The sequence below is a fragment of the Aeromonas sp. S2(2024) genome (assembly GCF_041402505.1).
Lineage (GTDB): Bacteria > Pseudomonadota > Gammaproteobacteria > Enterobacterales > Aeromonadaceae > Aeromonas > Aeromonas media.
In genome coordinates this window covers 104075-124507 of sequence record NZ_JBGLRL010000010.1, presented here as the reverse complement: position 1 = coordinate 124507, position 20433 = coordinate 104075, and the positions used below count along the sequence as shown (strand labels likewise).

22 protein-coding genes are annotated in these 20433 nt (G+C 62.0%); 5 read left to right on the top strand and 17 right to left on the bottom strand.

From position 1 onward, the window contains the following. Positions 1-58: 58 nt before the first annotated feature. The 3 genes from cobB to ACB039_RS12470 all read left to right on the top strand — a co-directional run bounded on the left by cobB (position 59) and on the right by ACB039_RS12470 (position 3056). Positions 59-832, top strand: coding sequence for a Sir2 family NAD+-dependent deacetylase (cobB, locus tag ACB039_RS12480; RefSeq protein ID WP_371165786.1), 774 nt, complete (start codon positions 59-61; stop codon positions 830-832). A gap of 86 nt (positions 833-918) precedes the next feature. After that, entirely contained in the window at positions 919-1401 is a 483-nt protein-coding gene (locus tag ACB039_RS12475) for a hypothetical protein (protein WP_005329679.1), read from the top strand. Beyond that, positions 1398-3056, top strand: a complete 1659-nt coding sequence (locus ACB039_RS12470) for a diguanylate cyclase domain-containing protein (protein WP_371165785.1) — start codon at positions 1398-1400, stop codon at positions 3054-3056. The genes ACB039_RS12475 and ACB039_RS12470 overlap by 4 nt, the downstream gene beginning before the upstream one ends. 63 nt (positions 3057-3119) lie before the next feature. Here the strand turns inward: ACB039_RS12470 and ACB039_RS12465 are convergent, their stop codons facing one another. The 7 genes from ACB039_RS12465 to ACB039_RS12435 form a co-directional block, all read right to left on the bottom strand. After that, on the bottom strand, positions 3120-4148 hold the full coding sequence (locus ACB039_RS12465) for a substrate-binding domain-containing protein (protein ID WP_171273833.1): 1029 nt from the start codon (positions 4146-4148) through the stop codon (positions 3120-3122). Next, entirely contained in the window at positions 4148-5080 is a 933-nt protein-coding gene (gene rbsK, locus ACB039_RS12460; RefSeq protein ID WP_371165784.1) for a ribokinase, read from the bottom strand. Before rbsK ends, ACB039_RS12465 begins: the two co-directional genes overlap by 1 nt. A 102-nt stretch (positions 5081-5182) precedes the next feature. Next, a complete protein-coding gene (gene rbsB, locus ACB039_RS12455) occupies positions 5183-6058 on the bottom strand; it encodes a ribose ABC transporter substrate-binding protein RbsB (protein WP_041205808.1) in 876 nt (291 codons plus the stop codon). A 21-nt stretch (positions 6059-6079) separates the two neighbouring features. Beyond that, positions 6080-7045, bottom strand: a complete 966-nt coding sequence (gene rbsC / locus ACB039_RS12450) for a ribose ABC transporter permease (protein WP_041205806.1) — start codon at positions 7043-7045, stop codon at positions 6080-6082. Next, complete coding sequence (gene rbsA, locus ACB039_RS12445; protein WP_283941240.1) at positions 7042-8613, bottom strand: ribose ABC transporter ATP-binding protein RbsA; 1572 nt, start codon at positions 8611-8613, stop codon at positions 7042-7044. The genes rbsC and rbsA overlap by 4 nt, the downstream gene beginning before the upstream one ends. A gap of 21 nt (positions 8614-8634) precedes the next feature. Beyond that, positions 8635-9054 (bottom strand): D-ribose pyranase, encoded by a 420-nt coding sequence (gene rbsD, locus ACB039_RS12440; protein ID WP_139750710.1) that lies wholly within the window; start codon positions 9052-9054, stop codon positions 8635-8637. Positions 9055-9261: 207 nt separating this feature from the next. After that, positions 9262-9879 (bottom strand): glutathione S-transferase family protein, encoded by a 618-nt coding sequence (locus tag ACB039_RS12435; protein WP_218408562.1) that lies wholly within the window; start codon positions 9877-9879, stop codon positions 9262-9264. 279 nt (positions 9880-10158) lie between these two features. Between ACB039_RS12435 and ACB039_RS12430 the strand changes: the two genes are divergently transcribed. Beyond that, the gene (locus ACB039_RS12430; protein ID WP_371165783.1) at positions 10159-10917 is read left to right on the top strand and encodes a hypothetical protein; all 759 of its coding nucleotides are present in this window, start codon (positions 10159-10161) and stop codon (positions 10915-10917) included. A gap of 16 nt (positions 10918-10933) precedes the next feature. After that, positions 10934-11611, top strand: coding sequence for a DUF2987 domain-containing protein (locus ACB039_RS12425; protein WP_371165782.1), 678 nt, complete (start codon positions 10934-10936; stop codon positions 11609-11611). Positions 11612-11683: 72 nt separating this feature from the next. Here ACB039_RS12425 and ttcA read toward each other — a convergent pair whose 3' ends face one another. The 10 genes from ttcA to ccoO all read right to left on the bottom strand — a co-directional run bounded on the left by ttcA (position 11684) and on the right by ccoO (position 20433). Continuing rightward, positions 11684-12592, bottom strand: coding sequence for a tRNA 2-thiocytidine(32) synthetase TtcA (gene ttcA, locus ACB039_RS12420; RefSeq protein WP_042648240.1), 909 nt, complete (start codon positions 12590-12592; stop codon positions 11684-11686). A 67-nt stretch (positions 12593-12659) separates the two neighbouring features. Continuing rightward, positions 12660-13607, bottom strand: coding sequence for a universal stress protein UspE (gene uspE / locus ACB039_RS12415; protein WP_371165781.1), 948 nt, complete (start codon positions 13605-13607; stop codon positions 12660-12662). Positions 13608-13744: 137 nt separating this feature from the next. After that, positions 13745-14500: an FNR family transcription factor gene (locus ACB039_RS12410; RefSeq protein WP_043131810.1), complete on the bottom strand. Its 756-nt coding sequence runs from the start codon at positions 14498-14500 to the stop codon at positions 13745-13747. 68 nt (positions 14501-14568) lie between these two features. Further along, positions 14569-15255 (bottom strand): sulfite exporter TauE/SafE family protein, encoded by a 687-nt coding sequence (locus ACB039_RS12405; protein WP_041205801.1) that lies wholly within the window; start codon positions 15253-15255, stop codon positions 14569-14571. Beyond that, positions 15239-15427 carry a cbb3-type cytochrome oxidase assembly protein CcoS gene (ccoS, locus tag ACB039_RS12400; protein WP_005329639.1) on the bottom strand — a complete coding sequence of 63 codons (189 nt, stop codon included), beginning with the start codon at positions 15425-15427 and terminating at the stop codon, positions 15239-15241. Before ccoS ends, ACB039_RS12405 begins: the two co-directional genes overlap by 17 nt. 135 nt (positions 15428-15562) lie before the next feature. Further along, positions 15563-17947 (bottom strand): heavy metal translocating P-type ATPase, encoded by a 2385-nt coding sequence (locus ACB039_RS12395; RefSeq protein WP_371165780.1) that lies wholly within the window; start codon positions 17945-17947, stop codon positions 15563-15565. Between the two features lie 89 nt (positions 17948-18036). Further along, complete coding sequence (locus ACB039_RS12390; protein WP_005329637.1) at positions 18037-18525, bottom strand: FixH family protein; 489 nt, start codon at positions 18523-18525, stop codon at positions 18037-18039. Between the two features lie 125 nt (positions 18526-18650). After that, positions 18651-19628: a cytochrome-c oxidase, cbb3-type subunit III gene (gene ccoP, locus ACB039_RS12385; protein WP_042648242.1), complete on the bottom strand. Its 978-nt coding sequence runs from the start codon at positions 19626-19628 to the stop codon at positions 18651-18653. Then, on the bottom strand, positions 19628-19807 hold the full coding sequence (locus ACB039_RS12380) for a CcoQ/FixQ family Cbb3-type cytochrome c oxidase assembly chaperone (protein ID WP_005329633.1): 180 nt from the start codon (positions 19805-19807) through the stop codon (positions 19628-19630). Before ACB039_RS12380 ends, ccoP begins: the two co-directional genes overlap by 1 nt. A gap of 11 nt (positions 19808-19818) precedes the next feature. Continuing rightward, the gene (ccoO, locus tag ACB039_RS12375) at positions 19819-20433 is read right to left on the bottom strand and encodes a cytochrome-c oxidase, cbb3-type subunit II (RefSeq protein ID WP_005329630.1); all 615 of its coding nucleotides are present in this window, start codon (positions 20431-20433) and stop codon (positions 19819-19821) included.

Below are 20433 nucleotides of genomic sequence, written 5' to 3'. Positions count from 1 at the left end.
GTGCCGGGCCGACCTGCTGTGCTAAGGTCAGCCTGTCACCCGTTGGAGGAAATCAACCATGGTGCAGTCAGCCAAACATATCGTGATCCTCACCGGCGCCGGCATCTCGGCCGAATCCGGTATCAAGACCTTTCGGGCCAGCGACGGCCTGTGGGAGGAGCACAGGGTGGAAGACGTGGCCACCCCGGAGGGCTACGCACGGGATCCTGAGCTGGTGCAACGCTTTTACAACGCACGGCGCCATCAGTTGCAACGAGTCGAGATCCACCCCAATCCCGCCCATTATGCCCTCGCACGCCTCGAGCGCCTGCTGCCGGGTCGCGTGACCCTGGTCACCCAGAACATCGACAACCTGCACGAGAGCGCCGGCAGCAAGAACCTCATTCACATGCACGGAGAGCTGCTCAAGGCCCGTTGCCCGTTTTCCGGGCAGGTGATCGAGTGGCGCGGGGAGCTTCATCAGGAGGAGCTCTGCTCCTGCTGCCAGTTGCCCCAGCCGCTGCGGCCTCATGTGGTCTGGTTTGGCGAGATGCCACTCGGACTGGATCGCATCTACTCGGCGCTGGCGCAATGCGATCTCTTCATCTCCATCGGCACCTCGGGTGCCGTCTATCCAGCGGCGGGGTTTGTGCATGAGGCGGGCCTCAACGGTGCTCACACGGTCGAGCTCAACCTGGAGCCGAGCGAGGTTGGCAGCCAGTTTGACGAGAAGCGCTATGGCCCTGCCTCCCTGCTGGTGCCGGCTTTCGTGGACGAATTGTTGCAAAGTTGCGGCATACACCAGCCCAAACAGATCGACGGTCATAACTGGATGGAGATGCGTGGACCATAGCCTATTGAGTCACAACATAGTTGCATTGGCTCAATGAAGCCGCCACACTGACCCGTAAAATAGAGGACGCAGCTGGCGCAAGGTATATGGACATTTTCAAGCGTGGGACCGTTTTTCTTCTGCTGGTGCTGACAACGTTCAGCACTCAGGCCGCCGCTTCCTCACCTCTGTTGCTGCTGATCCTGCCAGACAAGCGGGAGATCCCTCTGGATGAGGCGACACTGGCCGCCTTGCCGCAGACAGAGTTCGAGACGGCGACCCCCTGGACCGTCGGGGTTCACCGTTATCGTGGCCCGACCCTGAAGGCGATGCTGGTGGCTCAGGGGCTCAAGGATGTCACTCAAGTCCGGGTGACCGGCCTCAATGACTATCAACAACAGTTCAATCTTGCCCGGTTTGCCCAGGTGCCGCTGACTCTGGTGCGCTATCAGGATGACAAGCCGTTGACCCGTCGCAACAAGGGGCCAGTCTGGCTGCTGATGCCCTTCTCGGAATATCCTGAACTCGATGTCTCCTCCATCCACAGCTACATGGTGTGGCAACTGGTGCGCATCGAGGTCATCCCGTGACTCGTCGACAGCGCCACAATCTGCTGCTCGCGGCCATCTCTCTGCTGTTTCTCTTTTCTTCCGTCTGGGGGCTGTTGCTGCAGAATCGGCACGAGCAACTGGTCGATATGTTCTATCGCAACACCCACTGGAACATCAGCCAGGTCATGCTGGAATCCCAGCGTTTCCTTTACGATTTGCGCCTCTATCGGGCGGGAGCCCTCGAGATGGAGACCCTGAGCCTGGATTACGATCTGCTGTGGAATCGGCTGGATGTGTTTCTGGTCAGCAGCGAAACCGCCGATGCGCGCACTCGTCATGGATTGGGAAGCGTGTTGGCCAGGTTGTTTGAGGAGGTCAAGGCACTCGAACCCCAGATGCAGGCCGGTAAGCTGCAAGAGGGCGAGGCCCTTGTCCGTTCGCAGGCCCGGATTGCAGCACTGACCCGCCAGGTGGAGCAGATAGGGGATCATATTCTCTCCGGGCAGGAGCGGGAAGCCTCGCTCAATCAACTGCGCCAGAGCCTGTTCTGGATCCAGATCTGGCAATTGATCCTGCTGGTGATGGGGGGCGTGCTGGTGTTTGCCCTGATCCGCACCAATCTGCAGAATCGCCGCCTCTCCCTGCTCGACCCCATGACCCGGCTTGGCAATCGCCGCGCCTTGCAGGGACAGCTCAGACAATCCCTGCAACGCAATCATGCCCAGGCCCTGGTGGTGCTGGATCTGAAACGGTTCAAGCAGGTCAATGATCTGCTCGGTTACCAGGTCGGCGATCGCCTGCTGCAGGCGGTCTCCGCCCGGCTGCGGCAAGCCTATCCTGGTCGGGCTTACCGGCTGGGGGGGGACGAATTTGCGGTGGTCCTGGCCGGCGAGCAGCCCGGCCTCGAATCCCAGATGGATACCATGGTGAGCCTGTTGCAGTTCGAGTTCGTGACCCGGGAGAGCAGCTTCGATCTTGCCTGTCGTTTCGGGGTAGCCAGGGCTATGGAAGGGGAGGACGCGGATCAGCTGCTGGAGCAGGCCATACTGGCACTGAATCAGGCCAAGCGGGACAATGCGACCCTGATCTGGTTCCAGCCGGCGATGAAGGCCTCCCTGAGCATGAGTCAGCGTCAGCTGCATCAGTTGCGGGAGTGGTTGGCAGGGATGGCACCCTCGCCGCTGGAGACGATATCACAGACCCTGGAGGATGAGCGGGGGCAGCGGGTGCTGAACATCAGCCTGCGCTGGCGGGTGGGACAGCAGGGGTGCGACATGGACTGGATGCAGGAGCGCGGTGTGCTGGGACAAGTGGTGGCCCGATTGCTGACGGACGTCGAGCATCAGCAGCCGTTGCTGCTGGTGCTCCATCAGCAGTCTCAGCTGGCTCATGTCCTGGCCTACCTGCCCCCCTTGGAAGAGAAAGTGCTCATCCTGGCGCTGCCGACCCTGACGGAGGATGCCGCCCTGCTGGAAAAAGTCAGCCAGCGCGGCTGCGTACTGGCATTGCGTGAGCTGGGCAGTCGCGCCCCCGCACTGTTGCGCGCGGGCTGGCCGGTGCGCTACTGGCTGCCCGACCCCTCGGATCACGATGTCTTGTTGCAGCCCCTGGCGCGGCAATTGGGGCTGTTGCGTCTGGGTCGCTCGGCAGAAGAGCAAGAAGGGGAGATGAGGAGACAGCGGGAGCCTTGTTGACTCGGTGGCGATGAAGAAAAACGACAAGGGCGGCCCGAGGCCGCCCTTGTCGTTTTGAGCAAATCACTGCGGGTGGAGGGCCGCGGGGGGCGGGAAGGGGGCGCAGGAGTCTCTGATCACCAGATCTGGGTCCACGGTGATCATGCGATTATCTATCCGTTCACCGTTGATCCGCGCCAGCAAGCGTGTGACGGCGAGGCGACCCAGCTCCTCTTTCGGTTGATTGACCGTGGTCAGCGAGGGGGACATAAACTCGGCCAGTGCCACGTTGTCATACCCGACGAGGGAGAGATCCCGCGGTATGACGAGCCCGGCTCGATGGGCGGCACTGATGACCCCCATCGCCATCATGTCATTGCAGACGAAGAGGGCGGTGGGGCGTGCAGGCAGGGCAAGCAGGCGGGTCATGGCGGCAAAGCCGCTGGCGCAGTCGAAATCCCCCTCCTGGATCCAGGCCGGATTGATGGCCCGTCCGGCCTCCTGCATGGCCTGCTCGAAGCCAGCCAGGCGCTGGTTGGCTGGGGCGCGGCGGTGGGGCCCGGTGATGCAGCCTATGTCGGTATGACCGAGTGAAAGGAGATGGCGGGTGGCGAGATAGCCGCCGCGATGGGAGTTGTCGGCGATGAGATCCACCTCCTTGCTCTCCATGCCCCAGTCCATCACCACCACCGGCAGGCTCTTGAGCCAGTCGAGCTGGTTGAACACCTCCTGCTGTCCTTCGCTGCACATGATGAGCAGACCGTCGACCCGTTTGCGCAACATCATTTTCAGGTAGGAGAGGGCCGTCTCGGCCTGCCCCTCGGTGTTGCCCAGCATCAGGTTGTAGCCCTGCTCGAAGCAGTAGCGCTCCACCCCGCGCACCACCTCGGCGAAGAAGGGGTTGCTGGAGGTGGTGACCAGCATGCCGATGCTGTTGGTCTCCTTCACCTTGAGGCTGCGGGCCACCAGGCTGGGGGCGTAGTTGAGATCGCGCATGGCACTGAAGACCCGCTCCCGGGTCTCCTCGGCCACGAAGCGGGTCTCGTTGATGACGTGAGAGACGGTGGTGGTGGAGACGCCCGCTCGCGCCGCCACCTCCTTGATATTGGCCATCAGTGCCCCTGCGCCGCTTGTGCCTGCAGGAAGGTGTCGACCTCCTGCTTGCTCGGAATGGAGCTTTGGGCGCCGAACCGGGTGACGGAAAGCGCCGCCGCTCCGTGGGCGAAGCGCACCGCCTCATGGAAGTCAGCGCCAGCCAGCTCCGCCGCCAGCAGGGCGCCGTTGAAGGTATCTCCGGCGGCCGTGGTGTCCACCGCCTCGACTCGAAAGCCTGGAATGAGCGCCTGTTGTCGGCCGTTGCTGCAATAAACGCCCTGAGAGCCCAGGGTGATCATCACCTCCCCAATGCCCATCTGGTGGAAGCGGGCGGCCGCCTGTGCCGCACTCGCCTCGTCACTCACCTTGACCCCGGTCAGCAGCTCGGCTTCGGTCTGGTTGGGGGTGATGAGATCCACCAGCGCCAACAGCTCGGCCGATAGCGGCCGGGCGGGCGCCGGATTGAGTACCACCCGGGTGCCGTGGGTGCGGGCCAGACGGGCAGCCTCTAAGACGCTCTCCAGCGGTACTTCCAGTTGCAGTAGCAGGGTGTGGGCGTCCGCAATCAAGGCTTCGTGGCATTTCACCACGGCAGGAGTGAGGGCGCCGTTGGCCTCGGCGGAGATGCCGATGCTGTTCTCCCCCTCGTCACTCACATAGATGATGGCGATGCCGGTGGGGAGGTGCTCGTCCTGCGCCACTGCGCTCACGTCGATGCCATCGTTGGCGAAGCCCGCCTTCATCTGGCGGCCGATGGCGTCGTCGCCGATGCGGGCGATAAAGGAGACGGCAGCACCGAGGCGAGCGGCGGCCACCGCCTGATTGGCCCCCTTGCCGCCGGGCACCACCTGATAGCTGTGACCGGTCAGGGTTTCACCCGGGCGAGGAAAGTGGGGAACGCGCAGCACATGGTCTGCATTGACACTGCCCAGAACGACGAGACGATTCATGTTGACTACTCCTGATGCATCTTGGTTTGGACGCTCGGGTTGGAGCACCCAGGCCGGGAGGCATGGTAAGAGAGCGGGGGAGGCGAGCCTCCCCCGTCATGCTTACTTGCTGACGATTTGCAGCGGTACCGGGATGGACTGCTCCACCGGCTGGCCCTTGAGCACCTTGTCGGCGGTTTCCACGCCGATGGCACCGATCAGCGCCGGCTGCTGGGCCACGGTGGCGGCCAGTTTACCCTTGGCCACGGCGGCCTTGCCATCGTCGGTGCCATCGAAGCCGACGATCATCACCTCTTTGCCGGCGGCTTGCACGGCGCGGATGGCACCCAGCGCCATCTCGTCGTTCTGGGCGAACACCGCCTGTACGGTCGGGTGGGCCGCCAGCAGGTTCTCCATGACGTTCAGACCCTTGGTGCGATCGAAGTCGGCGGGCTGGGATGCCAGCACCTGCAACTTGTTGGCGGCCACGGCCAGGGCGAAGCCCTCGCCACGGTCACGGGCGGCAGAAGTGCCGGCGATCCCTTCGAGCTGGATCACCTTGGTGCCGGCACCCAGCTTCTCGGTGATGAAGTCACCAGCCAGCTTGCCACCGGCCACGTTGTCGGAGGCGATGTGGGCCTTGACCTCCCCCTGGGCCGCGCCGCGGTCCAGGGTCAGCACCGGGATGTTGGCCTTGTTTGCCAGGCGGATGGCGTTGCCCACCGCTTCTGAGTCGGTCGGGTTGATCAGGATGGCGTTGACCTTGCGCACGGTGAGATCTTCCACGTTGGAGAGCTCCTTGGCCGGGTCATTCTGGGAGTCCAGCACCACCAGCTCGTAACCAAGCTCCTTGGCCTTGGCTTCGGCACCCTCCTTCATGGTGACGAAGAAGGGGTTGTTGAGGGTGGAGACCACCATGGCCAGCGTCTGATCGGCGGCCTGGGCGGTACCCAGCACGGACATGATGGCGGCAGCGAGCAGGGTATTGAGCTTTTTCATCATTTCATTCCTTGTGTGTGCTTACTTGCTTTTGTTATCGATCATCACGGCGAGCAAAATGACGCTGGCCTTGGCGATCATCTGGTAATAGGAGGATACGTCGAGCAGGTTGAGGGCGTTGTTGAGGAAGCCGATGATCAAGGCACCGATCAGGGTACCCATGATGCGGCCCTTGCCGCCCATCAGACTGGTGCCACCCAGCACCACGGCGGCGATGGCATCCAGCTCGTAACCCATGCCGGCAGTCGGCTGGGCCGAGGAGAGGCGGGAGGTGACGATGAGCCCCGCCAGCGCCGACAACATGCCGCACAGACCATAGACCGCGAGCTTGACCCTGGCCACGTTGATGCCGGAGAGGCGGGTGGCCGATTCGTTGCCGCCGAGGGCATAGATGTAGCGACCGAGGCGGGTGTGGTTGAGCAGGTACCAGGCCAGCAGGAAGACGATGGCCATCAGCCAGATGGGCACCGGCAGGCCGAACAGGTAACCGGTCCCCAGCCAGGCGAAGTGATCGGCGCCGTCACTGAAACCGGTGGAGATGGGACGCCCCTCGGTGTAGACCATGGTCACGCCGCGCAGGGCGGTCATGGTGACCAGGGTGGCGATGAAGGCCTGTACCTTGCCCTTGGCAATGATGAGGCCGCTGACGCCGCCGAGCAGGGCACCGGCCCCCAGGGTGAGGGGTACTACCAGCCAGATGGGCAGCTCCATGGCCACCATGGTGGCTGCCAGGGCGCCGCACAGGGCCAGCACAGAGCCGACCGACAGATCGATACCGGCGGTGAGAATGACCAGCGTCATGCCGACCGCCATGATGGCGTTGACCGAGGTCTGACGCAGTATGTTGAGCAGGTTGTCGGCGGTGAAGAAGTTCGGGCTCAGGAAAGAGACGACGCCGATCAGCACCAGCAGCGCTACCAGGGATTTGTTCTCGATCCACCAGGCCTTGCTCATGACGCCACGGCGGGAAAGGGTTTGGGTTGTCATTGTGCTGCCTCTTGCTCTGCTTGCCACTGTTTGCCGACTGCCGCCGCCATCAGTTTCTCCTGATTGGCCTCGCGGGTGTTGAACTCTGCGCTGATGCGCCCTTCGTGCATCACCAGGATGCGATCACTCATGCCGAGCACTTCCGGCATCTCGGAGGAGACCAGGATGATGCTCATCCCCTCCTTCTTGAACTGGTTGATGAGTTGATAAATTTCCTTCTTCGCCCCCACGTCGACGCCGCGGGTCGGCTCGTCGAGGATCAGCACCTTGGGCCTTGTCAGCAACCCCTTGGCGATGGCCACCTTCTGCTGGTTGCCGCCGGAGAGGAGCTTGATCAGCTGATCCTGACTCGGAGTCTTGATGTTGAACAGGCGCACATAGTCACCCACCGCCTGGCGCTCGGCCTTGCCGTCTATCTTGCCGTGAGTGATGAACTCGTCGAGGGCGCACAGGCTCATGTTTTCGCGTACCGAGAGCTCCAGCACCAGGCCATCCCCCTTGCGATCCTCGGAGATGTAGGCGATACCGGCGGCCAGACCGTCGGCGGGGGTGCGTGGCACCAGCACCTTGCCATCGACTTCGACCGCGCCGCTGCTGATGGGGCTGGCGCCGTAGATGAGCTTCATCAGCTCGGTGCGCCCGGACCCCATCAGGCCGCTGAAGCCGAGAATTTCCCCCTGGCGCAGGGAGAAACTCACCCCGTGCACGCCGGGGCCGGCCAGATCCTTCACTTGCAGGCTGACGGGGCCGAGCTCGCGCGCGAGGCGCGGGTATTGCTCCTCCAGCCGGCGACCCACCATCATCTCGATGATCCTGTCTTCGTCGAGCTCGCTCACCGCCTGCTCGCCTATCCACTTGCCATCGCGCAGCACGGTGACCCGGTCGCAGATCTGGAAGATCTCCTTGAGGCGGTGGGAGATGTAAACGATGCCGCAACCCTGCTCGCGCAGCTCGCGGATGACCACGAACAGCTGCTCTGTCTCGGTGTCGGTCAGGGCGTCGGTGGGCTCGTCCATGATGATGACGCTGGCATCGAATGACAGCGCCTTGGCGATCTCCACCATCTGCTGCTCGCCGATGGAGAGATCCCCGAGCCGGGTGTCCGGCCCGTGCTTGACGCCGAGGCGTGCCAGGAGGGTGCTGGCCCGCTCGCGCAGTTGCTTGTGGTCAATGCTGCCAAAGCGGGTGCGCGGCTCACGGCCGAGGAAGATATTGGCTGCAATCGACAACTCCGGCAGCAGATTCAGCTCCTGGTGGATGATGCTGATCCCCTGATCCTGGGAGTCGCGCGGTCCCTTGAAGTGCACCGGCTGACCGCGATAGCTGACGGTGCCAGCATCGGCCTGATAGATGCCGGTCAGCACCTTCATCAGGGTGGATTTGCCGGCGCCATTCTCACCGAGCAAGGCCATCACCTGACCCGGGTAGACTCGCAGACCCGCTTCGTCGAGAGCGCGCACCCCGGGGAAGGTCTTGACGATCCCGGTGAGCTCAAGAATGGGCGAGGGGGGCGTGTTAACGCTCCCGGTGAGCCCAACAAGGGGTGAGAGGGGGGAGGTTGTGCTCATTTGCAGCTTCCTTGAAGAGGCTTAAAACGCCACACCGGCGCAGAGAATAATATTGGCGTAGGGGGTGACCTCGCCGCTGCGCACGATGGCCTTGCTCTGGTGGGAGCGGGCTTTGAACGCCTCGTGCAGGCAATATTCGACGGCGATGGGTTTGCCCTGGGCCAGGGCGTGAGCCTCGATCTGCGCAACCAGCGCCTGATGGGCATCCGGGCTGATCAATTTTATTTCGCTCGCCATGATCACCTTCTCCACCACCAGATCGGTGAGCAGAGCGGTCAGCACGGTGTCCAGGCTGGGAGTGCCCGCCATCAGTGCCAGATCGATGCGCTCAGGCCCCGCCGCAATGGGCAGGCCTGCATCGCAGACGGTGATCTCGTCGGTGTGACCCATTCGTGCCACCAGAGCACTCAGGGGAGCATTGAGCAGCTTGCCTCGTTTCATACAACACCTCGGCGGCCTGTGACCGCATCGTCGATATTTATCTGGGCAACCGGTTACGCAACCGGTTGCGTCGTTGAGGTGAAAGATAGGCGCTAACCGTTAACGGGTCTAGGAACAGATGACGAAAATGTGAAAACGATCTCAATGAAGTGGCTGACAGCAGGAAAACGGGTGCCAGAAGAGCACCCGTACAACCAGAGGAGGGGATCAGAGAATCAGGGCCTCCTGCACGGCGGGGCGTGCCAGCATGCGTCGGGTATGGGCCGCCACCTTGGGAAACTCGTCGATGGCGACCCCGTCGCTCGCGAGCCAGCTGGCCACCACGAACAGGTAGATATCGGCCAGGCTGAAACGTTCCCCCAATACCCAGGGACCGGCCAGATAGTGGTGCTCTATCTCGGCGAAACCGTCGCGCATGTTTTGCGGCATCCTGGCCTTCATGGCAGCGATGGCGTGTTCATCATCCGCCCAGCGGCTACCGCGACGGCCATGGGCATGGGCGACGTGCACCGTCGAGGCGAGGAAGCTGTGCACCTCCTGCATTCTGGCCAGCAGGAAGGGGTCATCCAGGGGCGCCAGCCCGGCATCCGGGAAACGCTGGGCCACGTACAGCAGCAAGGCCGGGGTTTCGGTCAGTACGCCGCGCTCGGTCACCAGGGCCGGCACCCGCCCCTTGGGGTTGATGGCAAGATAGGCGGGGGTGCGTTGCTCCCCGGCGGCGAGATCGAGGCGCTTGATCCGGTGCGGGGCACCGGCTTCCACCAGGGCGATGCGCACCGCCATGGCACAGGTACCGGGGGCGAGATAGAGCGTCAGTTCGGACATTGCAGCTTTCCTTGTATGGGTTATCCGGGATGGACTGCGCGAGAGTGCGAGTCTGTCGAGTCTTGGTCATCCATCCTACGCCCATGCCGGGCGAGGGCCAAGCTAGGCAACCACGGGGCACGAATACCGGGCTGGCGACAGTGCCCTTGTCTGTGAAATCAACAGCTTTCTGAACGGAAGATAACAGGAAAAACGACTACGCATGCCCGGTCAAACCGCTATAATGTGCCACCTTGGAACAGTCGTATTTGAATGTTGGATAGTCAATTGAGTAATAGAATGCGGATCGGTGGAACCCTCGAACAGTCCCTCAGCCAGGGATACCGTCTGGAGCTGCAAGGGGTGTTGAAAGAGGCCTGGCAACAGACTCGCCGCACCGGTTTCGGTCTGGCGCTGGCCATCGCCGGGGTCATGGCAATCTGGATCCTGCTGAGCAACACCCTGCTGGCCCCCTATGTCAGCCAAGAAGGGGGTGACATGGACATGGCCCTGATATTGAGCCTGCTCATCACCGTCATCATGTCTCCCATGACCTCTTCCCTCGACATGCTGGGACTGCAGCAGTCGGTGGGCGTGCGGGCCCGTCCTAACCAGGTGTTCGACTTCTTCCGTCACTTTCTGCGTCTGGGCTCCCTGAGCCTGCTCGGCAGCCTCATCACCAGCCTGTTTGGCCCCCTGTTCGAGCTGCTGGGGCTGCCGGTGATGCTGGCTTTTGTTCCTTCTGCCCTGGTGGGCATGGGGCTGGTGTTCACCGTGCCTCTGGTGCTGGAGCGCGGTCTGTCGCCGGCCCAGGCCATCCTGGTCTCCCTCAAGTTGTTCGCCCGAGGCTGGCCCAGCATAGTGCTGCTGCATGGCGTCATGCTGGCGCTGTTCTTCCTGGCCCTCATTCCCATGGGCATAGGCCTCATCTGGGTGGCCCCCCTCTATTTCAACCTCAAGGGGATCCTCTATCGGGATCTGTGCGGGGTTGCCGTGGAGGTGACCGAAGTGGCGGACAATGCCGCCTCCGGGCAGGGGCCCGATCATTTCAACGCGTGATGCAAAAGGATGGCATATGAAGCTGGTTCGACATGGCATGGCGGCAAGTCTGCTGATAGTGCCGGCGCTGTGCGTGGCGGCGCCCTCGCTGGATCTGCAATACAGCACCTTCTACAGCCAGATGAAGACCTTTGCCAAGGGCGAGTTTGGTGATGCCAGGCTGGGGTTTTATCTGACCGATCCGCAAAGTGGCCAGCGCTGCGGGCTCGCCTCGGCAAGGGTCTCGACCCTGGATCGGGATGTTGCCGCCGAGGTGACTATCGACAGCGAGCTGCGTCTGCCCTATGACGACGATCTCAATCTCGACAAGGCGACCGTGGTGGTGACGCTGACCGAACCACATGCCACCTGTGACATGTCGGTGCAGGTGATGGCCGATGCGCCCCCAGCGTCGGATAGCCAGGGGTTCAGGGTGAGCGAGGTGGTGACACGCCAGCAGGAGATGCAGTCGCTGCTGGACAAGCTGGCAGGCATGGTGGGCAAGTACTTCCTGCCGGAGATGGCGGGGGTGCGGGTGACCCTGGTGCAGCCGAGCGGCACCGCCTACCTCATCGATGGAGCCCGTCAGCAACCACTCCCCTGGCAGGATGGCCAGCTGCTGCTTCGCAATGAGCAACTCGCCGATTTCGCGGCGGGCAGGTTGCAGCTTGCGGGAGAGATACTGCGACTGACCCCCTGGTTGCACAAGGGCTGAAAAAGCCGGGTGAAAGACAGATAAAGAAAAGGAGCGCATGGCGCTCCTTTTTCGTGGTGGCTGGCAGGGCGCTCAGCGCACCTCGATCACATCCAGCACGTCCATCTCGTCGATGTTGAGCAGGGGCGCGGTCGGCAGCTCGGGGGGATCGAATGCCTTGTCGCCGCCGTCGATGATGCCGGAGTCGCGGTTGATGCTCTTGAAGTCAAACAGCTTGTGATCGAGCAGGTGGCTCGGGATCACGTCCTGAATGGCGGTGAACATGGTCTCTATCCGGCCGGGGAATCGGCGATCCCAGTCCTGCATCATCTGCTTGATGGCCTTGCGCTGCAGGTTCTCCTGCGAGCCGCACAGGTTGCACGGGATGATGGGGAAGGCCTTGACCTCCGCATAGCGCACCAGATCCTTCTCCTTGCAGTAGGCCAGGGGGCGGATCACCACGTTCTTGCCATCGTCGCTCACCAGCTTGGGGGGCATGGACTTGAGCTTGCCGCCGTAGAACATGTTGAGGAACAGGGTCTCGAGGATGTCATCCCTGTGGTGGCCGAGGGCAATCTTGGTGCAACCCAGCTCTTGGGCGGTGCGGTAGAGAATGCCGCGGCGCAGGCGGGAGCAGAGGGCGCAGGTGGTCTTGCCTTCCGGCACCTTGTCCTTGACGATGGAGTAGGTGTCTTCCTCGACGATCTTGAAGTCGACGCCGAGGGTGGCCAGGTATTCCGGCAGCACGTGTTCGGGGAAGCCGGGTTGCTTCTGATCCAGGTTGACGGCCACGAGATCGAAATGGATGGGGGCGCTGGCCTTCAGGCTCATCAGGATGTCGAGCATGGCGAAGCTGTCTTTGCCGCCAGACAGGCACACCATGATCTTGTCACCCTCTTCAATCATGTTGAAGTCGGCGATGGCCTGACCCACGTTGCGCCGCAGGCGTTTCTGCAGCTTGTTGAAACTGTATTTCTCTTTGGCGTTAAGCTCTTCTAGCATGGCCTCAAACCCGGGACAAAAATAAGCGGCTTATTATAGCCATGTCCCGGGGGAGGGCAAGAAACGCTTATGCAGGATGACGCTTGTCATCCACCGGGCAGCTGTAATCGTCCGGTTTGAGGATCAGGATGTCGCAGTCGAGCCGATCGACCACATGCTCTGCCGTGTTGCCGAGCAGGGCGGCGGAGAGGCCGGTACGGCCGACGCAACCCATGATCATCAAAGTGGCCTTGAGCTCGTCCGCCATGTCAGGCAGCACCTCCTCCGGTAATCCTTCCGCCACCTTGGTCCACATGTGATTGATGCCGAAGTGATCGGCATGTTCTCGCAGCAGATCTTCGTGATGCTTGCGGATGGCATCGTTGTAAGCGTTGGGATCGAACTCGGGCAGCTCGATGGCCACATTCACCGGTGTGCCGGGGTAGGTGTTGACCAGATAGAGGTTGGATCCAAGCAGATCGGCGATGGCGACGCCTTCGCGGGTGATGCGCTCATTGAGGACTTTCTGCTCCAGGTCATCGCTCGAGCAGTTGATGGCGGCGATGATGTTGCCGCCCCGCTGCCAGTGACCCTCTTTGACCAGCAGGACGGGACAGGGGCACTTGCGCAGCAGGTGCCAGTCGGTCGGGGTGAAGATGAAGGTTTGCAGGAAGGAATGCTTGTGGGTCGCCTTGACCACCAGATCGTGGCGATGCTCCAGCACTTCCTGGATAACACACTCGAAGGGACGATTGTGCCACAACACCTTGATCTCGCACTCCAGGCCTCTGGCGCGATAGGGTTGGAGTATCTCGTCCAGCCACTCCCGACGCTGGGCAATGACGCCGTGGCGCATCTCTTCCCGCTCATCCACCGACAGCATGGCTGTCATCTCGTACGAGAAATCGTAAATCGTCAGGAGCAGGGTCAGCTGGGCGCCCTCGTCCAGCTCGGCGACCTTGACCGCGCGCTCGAGCGCGATCTGGCGCACCTCCTCCGGGTTGATCACCACCAGAATATTTCGGTACTTGACCATGTTCTCCTCCTTGGCAAAAACGCCAATGATGGCAACTCTTTAGCCATTACAGCTTAGCCCAAGGGGGGAGACGGGAAGGTGTGCCGGATCAAATTTCAGGGTGAACCGATCCGGCAATACAGTGGGAAAGGGCGTGATCAGCCGCAGGGAGGGCGAGTGGCACCGGCCATGACGCCGAGGGCCACGTGATCCAGCACGGTAATGTATTTGCCCTTGACACTGATGAGGCCGGACTTCTGGAAACGACCGAGCAGACGGCTGATGGTCTCGACGGTGAGGCCGAGATAGTTGCCGATGTCGCCACGGGTCATGGAGAGACGGAACTCCTTGGCGGAGAAGCCGCGCTCGGAGAAACGTACCGACAGGTTGTGCAGGAAGGCGGCGAGGCGCTCTTCCGCATTCTTCTTGGAGAGCAGCAAGATCATCTCCTGATCCCCCATGATCTCGTTGCTCATCAGTCGCATGATCTGCTGGCGAAGCTTGGGCATCTTGCCGGAGAGATCGTCGAGTACATCGAACGGGATCTCGCACACCATGGCGGTTTCCAACGCCTGGGCGAAGGAGGGGTGCGCCTGCTTGTGGATGGCATCGAAACCGACCAGATCCCCTGCAAGGTGGAAGGCGGTGATCTGCTCATCGCCCTGCTCGGTGATGGTGTATGACTTGATGGTCCCGGAGCGGATGGCGTAGAGCGATTTCAGTTCATCGCCAGCCTTGAACAGTTCCTCACCCTTCTGGATCGGCTTCTTGCGCTCGATGATGCTGTCCAACTGATCGAGCTCACTGTCGTTCAGGGTGAAGGGGATGCAGAGCTGGCTGATGCTGCAATCCTGGCAATGAATTGCACAGCCACCGCTCTGAACACGTCTGCCAGGTTTCTTGTCCGGGATCATAGGCTCATATGAATAATTGATTTATATCAAACAAGTTTACCACCAACTCATCCGTTTTGGATAGGGTTTCAAAAGGACGCCAGCCCGATCCAGAGGGTATGCAGCCCATAGGCAATGAGCAGCAAGGCTCCACCCAGACGCAGGCTGCGCAGGGTCAGCCAGTAACGCAATTTGTCTGCCAGCCCGCCCAGGGCAAACAGGGTCGGCAGGGTCCCAAAACCAAAACTCAGCATGATGAGCGCCCCGTCGCCAGCGGAGCCCGCTGCCGCGCTCCAGGTCAGCATGGAGTAGACTAGGCCGCAGGGCAGCCAGCCCCACACCATGCCAAAGGGGAGCGCCTGCCAGGCCGACGTAAAGGGAATGAACTTGCCCGCCAGCGGCTTGATGAAGGGCCACATCTTGGCGCCGAGCCGCTCCAGCAGCAGGATCCCTTGCCACCAACCCGCCAGATAGAGGCCGAGGGCTATCATCAGCAGGGCTGCAATGAGGCGCAAGCCGGCGATGGCATGCTTGCCGGCCCCGAGCTCGCTGGTGGTGGCCAGTAGCCCGCCTACCAGAGCGCCAGCCAGCACATAACTCAGGATCCGGCCCAGGTTGTAGTTGAGCAGGTAGCCAAGGCGCCCCCAGAAGTGCTGTTTCTCGGCGGGGATGGCCATGGAGAGGGCGGCAGAGACGCCACCGCACATGGCGATGCAGTGGCCTGAACCTGCCAGCCCCACCAGCAGGGCCCCCATCAGGTCAAGGCTGCTGGTCATCGCGCGGCTTATCCTTGCTCTTGGTGGCGGGTTGCTCCTCGTCAAACAGTATGTTGGAGCCCTGGCGGTCGAGATCCTCGAACTGCTCCGAGCGAATGGCCCAGAAGAAGACGGCCCCCGCGATGATGACGAACAGGATGGCGATGGGGATGAGGACAAAAATGATGTTCATGGAAACTACCTTGACATTTATCCGTGGCAATCGACCCCCATGGTAACCCTGTTCGGGCAGGGGGCCAGCCGCTATCAGTGAGAAATGTGGCCTGAATCGGAGGCAGGCCACATGTTCAGCGTTTTCCCTGCTTGCTCATCGATTGAGACGCATCGAGTTGGTGACGACTATGAGGGAGCTCAGGGACATGCCTGCCGCTGCCAGATAGGGGGGCAGCCAGCCGCTTGCCGCGAGTGGCAACACCAGCAGGTTGTAACCGATGGACCAGGCAAAGTTCTCCTGGATGATCCGGCGGGTGCGCAGCGCCAGGGTGCGCGCCGTCAGCAGGCGGGAGAGGTCATCGGCCAGCAGGATGGCGTCGGCGCTGTTCTTGGCCAGATCCGTGCCGCCTGCCATGGCGAAGGAGGCATGGGCACCGGCCAGCACGGGGGCGTCGTTGATGCCGTCGCCCACCATGATGCTGATATCCCCGGCCGTTTCCCGCGCCTTGAGGTACGCGAGCTTGCCATCTGGGGTGACCCCTTTCACCAGCTCATCGACCCCGAGTTCACGGGCAACAGTGTCGGCCTGAGGGGAGCTGTCGCCGGTGAGAATGGTGGTTTGCAGGCCGGCCGCCTTGAAGGCCTGGATCAAGGCCCCTGCATCCGCACGCACGGTATCGGCCAGGGTGAAGCGGGCCAGCGGCCTGGTCTCGTCGGCCAGATAGATGGCCAGCCCCTGAGCGGCATTCTGTTTGTCACTCAGCCCGAGCCAGCGGGCACTACCGATGCGGTAATGTTTGCCTGCGATCCTGCCCTCGATGCCGTGGCCGATGACGGGCGTCACCCCGCTGGCTGCCAGCAGCACGGCATCGTCAGCTCCTTTGCTGCGAAACGCGCGGGCTATGGGGTGTTCGGAGTAGGCTTCCAGCGCGCGGGCGATGGCCAGGCACTCGTCTTCGCCAAGCTCCGCCAGGGGCTGGACGCCCACCAGGCTGATATTGCCGGTGGTCAGGGTACCTGTCTTGTCCATCACGATCCGGTTGGCCCGGGTCAGCACATCCAGCACGTGGCCGCGGCGCAGCAGGATGCCGCTGCGGGTCAGGTGGGCGGTGGCCGAGGTGAGCGCCGTCGGGGTCGCCAGTGACAGGGCGCAGGGGCAGGTGGCCACCAGCACTGACAGGGTGACCCAGAAGGCCCGCTCCGGGGCATGGAAGTGCCAGAAGGTCCAGACCGCGGCGGCGATGAGCAGCAGCACCAGGATGAAATGGCGGGAGAGCACATCCGCCAGCTGGGCGATGGCGGGTTTGTCATCCAGCGCGCTGTCCTGCAACCGCATGATCTGGGCGAGGCGCGACTCTTCGATGGGGTGGTTGACCCGGATCTCCAGCGGCGCATCCGTGCTGATGGTGCCGGCGAAGACGGGATCTCCCGCCTGCTTGAGCAGGGGCAGTTGCTCGCCGGTCAGCATGGCTTCGTTGAGGCTGGCCTGCCCCTGAGTGATGATGCCGTCTGCGGGCAGGGTGGCACCGGCCAGCACCCGGACCCTGTCCCCCACCCGCAGTGTCTTGGCGGGCACCTCGTGTTCGCCATCTGCATCGATGCGGGTGGCCATGATGGGCACCAGCCGTGCCAGGTTGGAGCTGGACTCGGACGCCTTGCGCCTGGCCCTCAGCTCGAGCAGGCGCCCCAGCAGCAGGAAGAAAACGAACATGGTGATGGAGTCGTAATAGACCTCACCCGTGTTGAAGACGGTGGCCCAGATGGAGGCGACGAACGCACCGATGAGGGCCAGCGACACAGAGACATCCATGGAGAGGTGGCCCTGTTTCAGGCTGCGCCAGGCGCCCACGTAAAATGGCTGGGCCGAGTAGATCATGATGGGGGTGGAGAGCAGCAGGCTTATCCACTTGAAGTAGATCATGAACTCCTCTTCCACGCTGATGAAGAAATCCATGTAGAGCGCCACGGCGCACATCATCACCTGCATGGAGCCAAGACCAGCCAGCGCCATGCGGAACATGTAGCTGCGCACCTCGCGGGCGTAGAGGGCTTCTTGCTGATGAGTCTGGAAGGGGTAGGCGCGGTAGCCTATCTTGGCGAACCCCTTGAGGATGTCGCTTAACGAGAGCCTGTCCGGATCCCACTTGATGCGGGCGCGGTGGGTGGTGGTATTGACGTTGACATAATGCAGGCCCGCGAGCCCCATCAGGTGGCGCTCGATGAGCCAGGCGCAGGCGGCGCAGGTCAGCCCTTCCACGCTGAGCTGGATTTCCCGCAGCGTGCCCGTCTCGGTGACGAACTCCTGCTGCACTTCGGCCAGATCGTAGTGGGTGAGGGCCGCCAGCTCGCTCGGCACCAATTCCCCCTTGATGCCGGGGGCGGTGCGGTGCTCGTAGTAACTGGCAAGGCCGCATTCGAGAATGGTCTGTGCCACGGCCTGGCAACCAGGACAGCACATGGGTTGCACTATCCCCTTGATCTCCAGGGTAAAGTCACTGCCAGTGGGAACCGGTTCACCACAGTGAAAACAGCCGGTCATGGTCATTATCCCTCTTGGAAGCTGCCCGCGTGGGCGAGAAAAGGGAGGACGCCGTCATGCCTGGATGAACGCTGCCGCTCATTCCGGGTTCAGCGTCCCCTGGGATCGAGTTCCACCGGGGCCTTGGTCGGCAACTGCGCCGTCTCTTGCAGGCGCCACTCGTGGTTGAAGGCATCGACCCGGATGTGCCACTTGCCGGTGAGGGGCTTGTCCAGCATCAGGCGATAGACTCCCTTGCCATCGGCAGTGAGCAGATGATCGCTGTCCAGACCGGCCAGGGTCGGGTGGAACAGGGAGAGGTGCAGCGCCTGACCGGCGGGGATCTCACCCGACAGGGGCTTCAGGGTCAGCTCCTTGTCGCTGACCGAGAGCTCGACGCGGATGCCGAGGGCCTCGGCGCGATCGAACTTGCTGAGATCCTGATTAATCTCCTTGCCCTGCTTGTAATAGTCTTCCGCCACCAGGTTGACCCCATCCTTGCTGGCGATGATGGCGGTGGCGATGCTGCCTACCACGGCGGCGCAGGGGAGGGCGATGATGAACCAGGGCCAGAATTGGCGATACCAAGGTTGAGTCATGGTGCTACCGAAACAAATGGTTAACGAAATGGAGGGATTCTAGCCAACACAAGATAACAAAAAGCCTCGAAGAGTCGAGGCTTTTTGCTGCGTAATCACGTGCTTATCACATGTTACTGCTTATTTTACTGCGCCTGGTGGGACAAACTATAGACATAGGACGCCAGCAGGTGGACCTTGTCTTCTCCCAGGATATCCTTCCAGGCTGGCATCACGCCGTGACGCCCATGGGTGATGGTCTGCTCGACCACCTGACGGGAGCCGCCATACAACCAGGTGTTGTTGGTGAGATCCGGCGCGCCGAAGGCGATGCCGCCCTTGGCATCCGGGCCGTGACAGGCGGCGCACATGGCGAAACGGGCTTCCCCCTTCTTGGCTTCCACCAGATCCACCTTGCGGCCGGAGAGGCTCAGCACGTAGGAGGCCACTTCCTTGACCCCGTCCTGACCCAGGATCTCGCCCCAGGCGGCCATGATCCCCTGACGACCGCCCATGATGGTGGTCTTGATCTGATCCGGCGCTCCGCCCCACTGCCATTCGCTGTCGGTCAGGTTCGGGAAACCGCGACCACCGCGGGCATCGGAGCCGTGGCACTGGGAGCAGTTCTGCAGGAACAGACGCTGACCCACTTTCAGGGCTTCCGGGTCCTTGGCGATCTCGGTGATCTCCTTGTAGTTCTTGCCGTCGGCCTGGTAGGTCAGCTCACGGAACTTGGCGCCATAGACCTCGTCGGCCTTGGCCAGTTCCCGATCATACTCCACCGCGCGCCCTTCGTCCTTGGCAGAGGCAGCCGCCGCCTTGGATTCGGCCAGGGAGCGAACGTCCTGGTTGGAGCTCTGCCAGCCCAGCAGACCCTTGAAGTTGCCCAGACCCGGGAAGGCGAGCAGGTAGATGAGACCGGTGACGATGAAGAAGAGGAACATATAGGACCACCACTTCGGCAGGGGATTGTTGATCTCCTCTATGCCGTCGAAGGTGTGCCCCATGGGCTTGCCCTCTTCGGTCCCCATCTTGTCCTTCATGCACCACATCAGCAGCAGGAAGCAGCCGAGTATGGTGCCCAGACTTATGACGGTCACAAAAATGCTAAACAAAGTGCTCATTATTGCTTCGCTCCTGCGTTCTTGTTATCAGCACTGGGTTGCTCGTCATCGGCAAAGACCAGGTTGGCAGCCTCATCGAAGGAGGCCTTGCGGCGTTTGCTGTATGCCCAGACGATGATGCCGATCATGATGATCATCAGCAGCAGGGTGTACAGGCCGCGAAATGTGCCGTAATCCATATCCCGACTCCTTATTTCAGGGCATGACCCAGTGATTGCAGATAGGCCACCAGGGCATCCAACTCGGTCTTGCCCTTGACTGCCTCAGACGCACCCTCGATGTCGGCATCGGTATAGGGCACCCCGAAGTGATCCCGGAACAGCGCCAGCTTCTTGCCGGTCAGCTCACCGGTCAGGACGTTGGTCTCGAGCCAGGGGAAGGCGGGCATGTTGGATTCCGGTACCACGTCGCGCGGGTTGATGAGGTGGGCGCGATGCCAGTCGTCGGAGTAGCGGCCGCCGACCCGGGCCAGATCCGGACCGGTACGCTTGGAGCCCCACAGGAAGGGGTGCTCCCACACGCTCTCACCGGCGACCGAGTAGTGGCCATAGCGCTCGGTCTCGGCACGGAACGGGCGGATCATCTGGCTGTGGCAGACGGTGCAGCCCTCGCGGATGTAGATGTCGCGTCCTTCCATCTGCAGGGCGGTGTAGGCCTTGAGGCCCTCCACCGGCTCGTTGGTCTGCTTCTGGAAGAACAGTGGCGTGATCTCGACCAGGCCCCCCAGGCTGATGGCAAAGATGATGCCTATCACCAGCATGGGGACGCTCTTTTCAAAAATTTCGTGACGGTTATTGTTGCTCAT

Coding starts and splice junctions, on each gene's coding strand:
- rbsA (WP_283941240.1), bottom strand. CDS start 8,613: ATGAGCACAACCTCCCCCCTCTCACCCCTTGTTGGGCTCACCGGGAGC.
- rbsK (WP_371165784.1), bottom strand. CDS start 5,080: ATGAATCGTCTCGTCGTTCTGGGCAGTGTCAATGCAGACCATGTGCTG.
- ccoP (WP_042648242.1), bottom strand. CDS start 19,628: ATGAGCACTTTGTTTAGCATTTTTGTGACCGTCATAAGTCTGGGCACC.
- ACB039_RS12465 (WP_171273833.1), bottom strand. CDS start 4,148: ATGGCCAATATCAAGGAGGTGGCGGCGCGAGCGGGCGTCTCCACCACC.
- ACB039_RS12390 (WP_005329637.1), bottom strand. CDS start 18,525: ATGACTCAACCTTGGTATCGCCAATTCTGGCCCTGGTTCATCATCGCC.
- ccoS (WP_005329639.1), bottom strand. CDS start 15,427: ATGAACATCATTTTTGTCCTCATCCCCATCGCCATCCTGTTCGTCATC.
- uspE (WP_371165781.1), bottom strand. CDS start 13,607: ATGGTCAAGTACCGAAATATTCTGGTGGTGATCAACCCGGAGGAGGTG.
- rbsB (WP_041205808.1), bottom strand. CDS start 6,058: ATGAAAAAGCTCAATACCCTGCTCGCTGCCGCCATCATGTCCGTGCTG.
- rbsD (WP_139750710.1), bottom strand. CDS start 9,054: ATGAAACGAGGCAAGCTGCTCAATGCTCCCCTGAGTGCTCTGGTGGCA.
- ACB039_RS12395 (WP_371165780.1), bottom strand. CDS start 17,947: ATGACCGGCTGTTTTCACTGTGGTGAACCGGTTCCCACTGGCAGTGAC.
- ACB039_RS12425 (WP_371165782.1), top strand. CDS start 10,934: ATGAAGCTGGTTCGACATGGCATGGCGGCAAGTCTGCTGATAGTGCCG.
- ACB039_RS12405 (WP_041205801.1), bottom strand. CDS start 15,255: ATGACCAGCAGCCTTGACCTGATGGGGGCCCTGCTGGTGGGGCTGGCA.
- ACB039_RS12380 (WP_005329633.1), bottom strand. CDS start 19,807: ATGGATTACGGCACATTTCGCGGCCTGTACACCCTGCTGCTGATGATC.
- rbsC (WP_041205806.1), bottom strand. CDS start 7,045: ATGACAACCCAAACCCTTTCCCGCCGTGGCGTCATGAGCAAGGCCTGG.
- ACB039_RS12410 (WP_043131810.1), bottom strand. CDS start 14,500: ATGATCCCGGACAAGAAACCTGGCAGACGTGTTCAGAGCGGTGGCTGT.
- cobB (WP_371165786.1), top strand. CDS start 59: ATGGTGCAGTCAGCCAAACATATCGTGATCCTCACCGGCGCCGGCATC.
- ACB039_RS12430 (WP_371165783.1), top strand. CDS start 10,159: ATGCGGATCGGTGGAACCCTCGAACAGTCCCTCAGCCAGGGATACCGT.
- ACB039_RS12475 (WP_005329679.1), top strand. CDS start 919: ATGGACATTTTCAAGCGTGGGACCGTTTTTCTTCTGCTGGTGCTGACA.
- ACB039_RS12435 (WP_218408562.1), bottom strand. CDS start 9,879: ATGTCCGAACTGACGCTCTATCTCGCCCCCGGTACCTGTGCCATGGCG.
- ccoO (WP_005329630.1), bottom strand. CDS start 20,433: ATGAGCAACAATAACCGTCACGAAATTTTTGAAAAGAGCGTCCCCATG.
- ttcA (WP_042648240.1), bottom strand. CDS start 12,592: ATGCTAGAAGAGCTTAACGCCAAAGAGAAATACAGTTTCAACAAGCTG.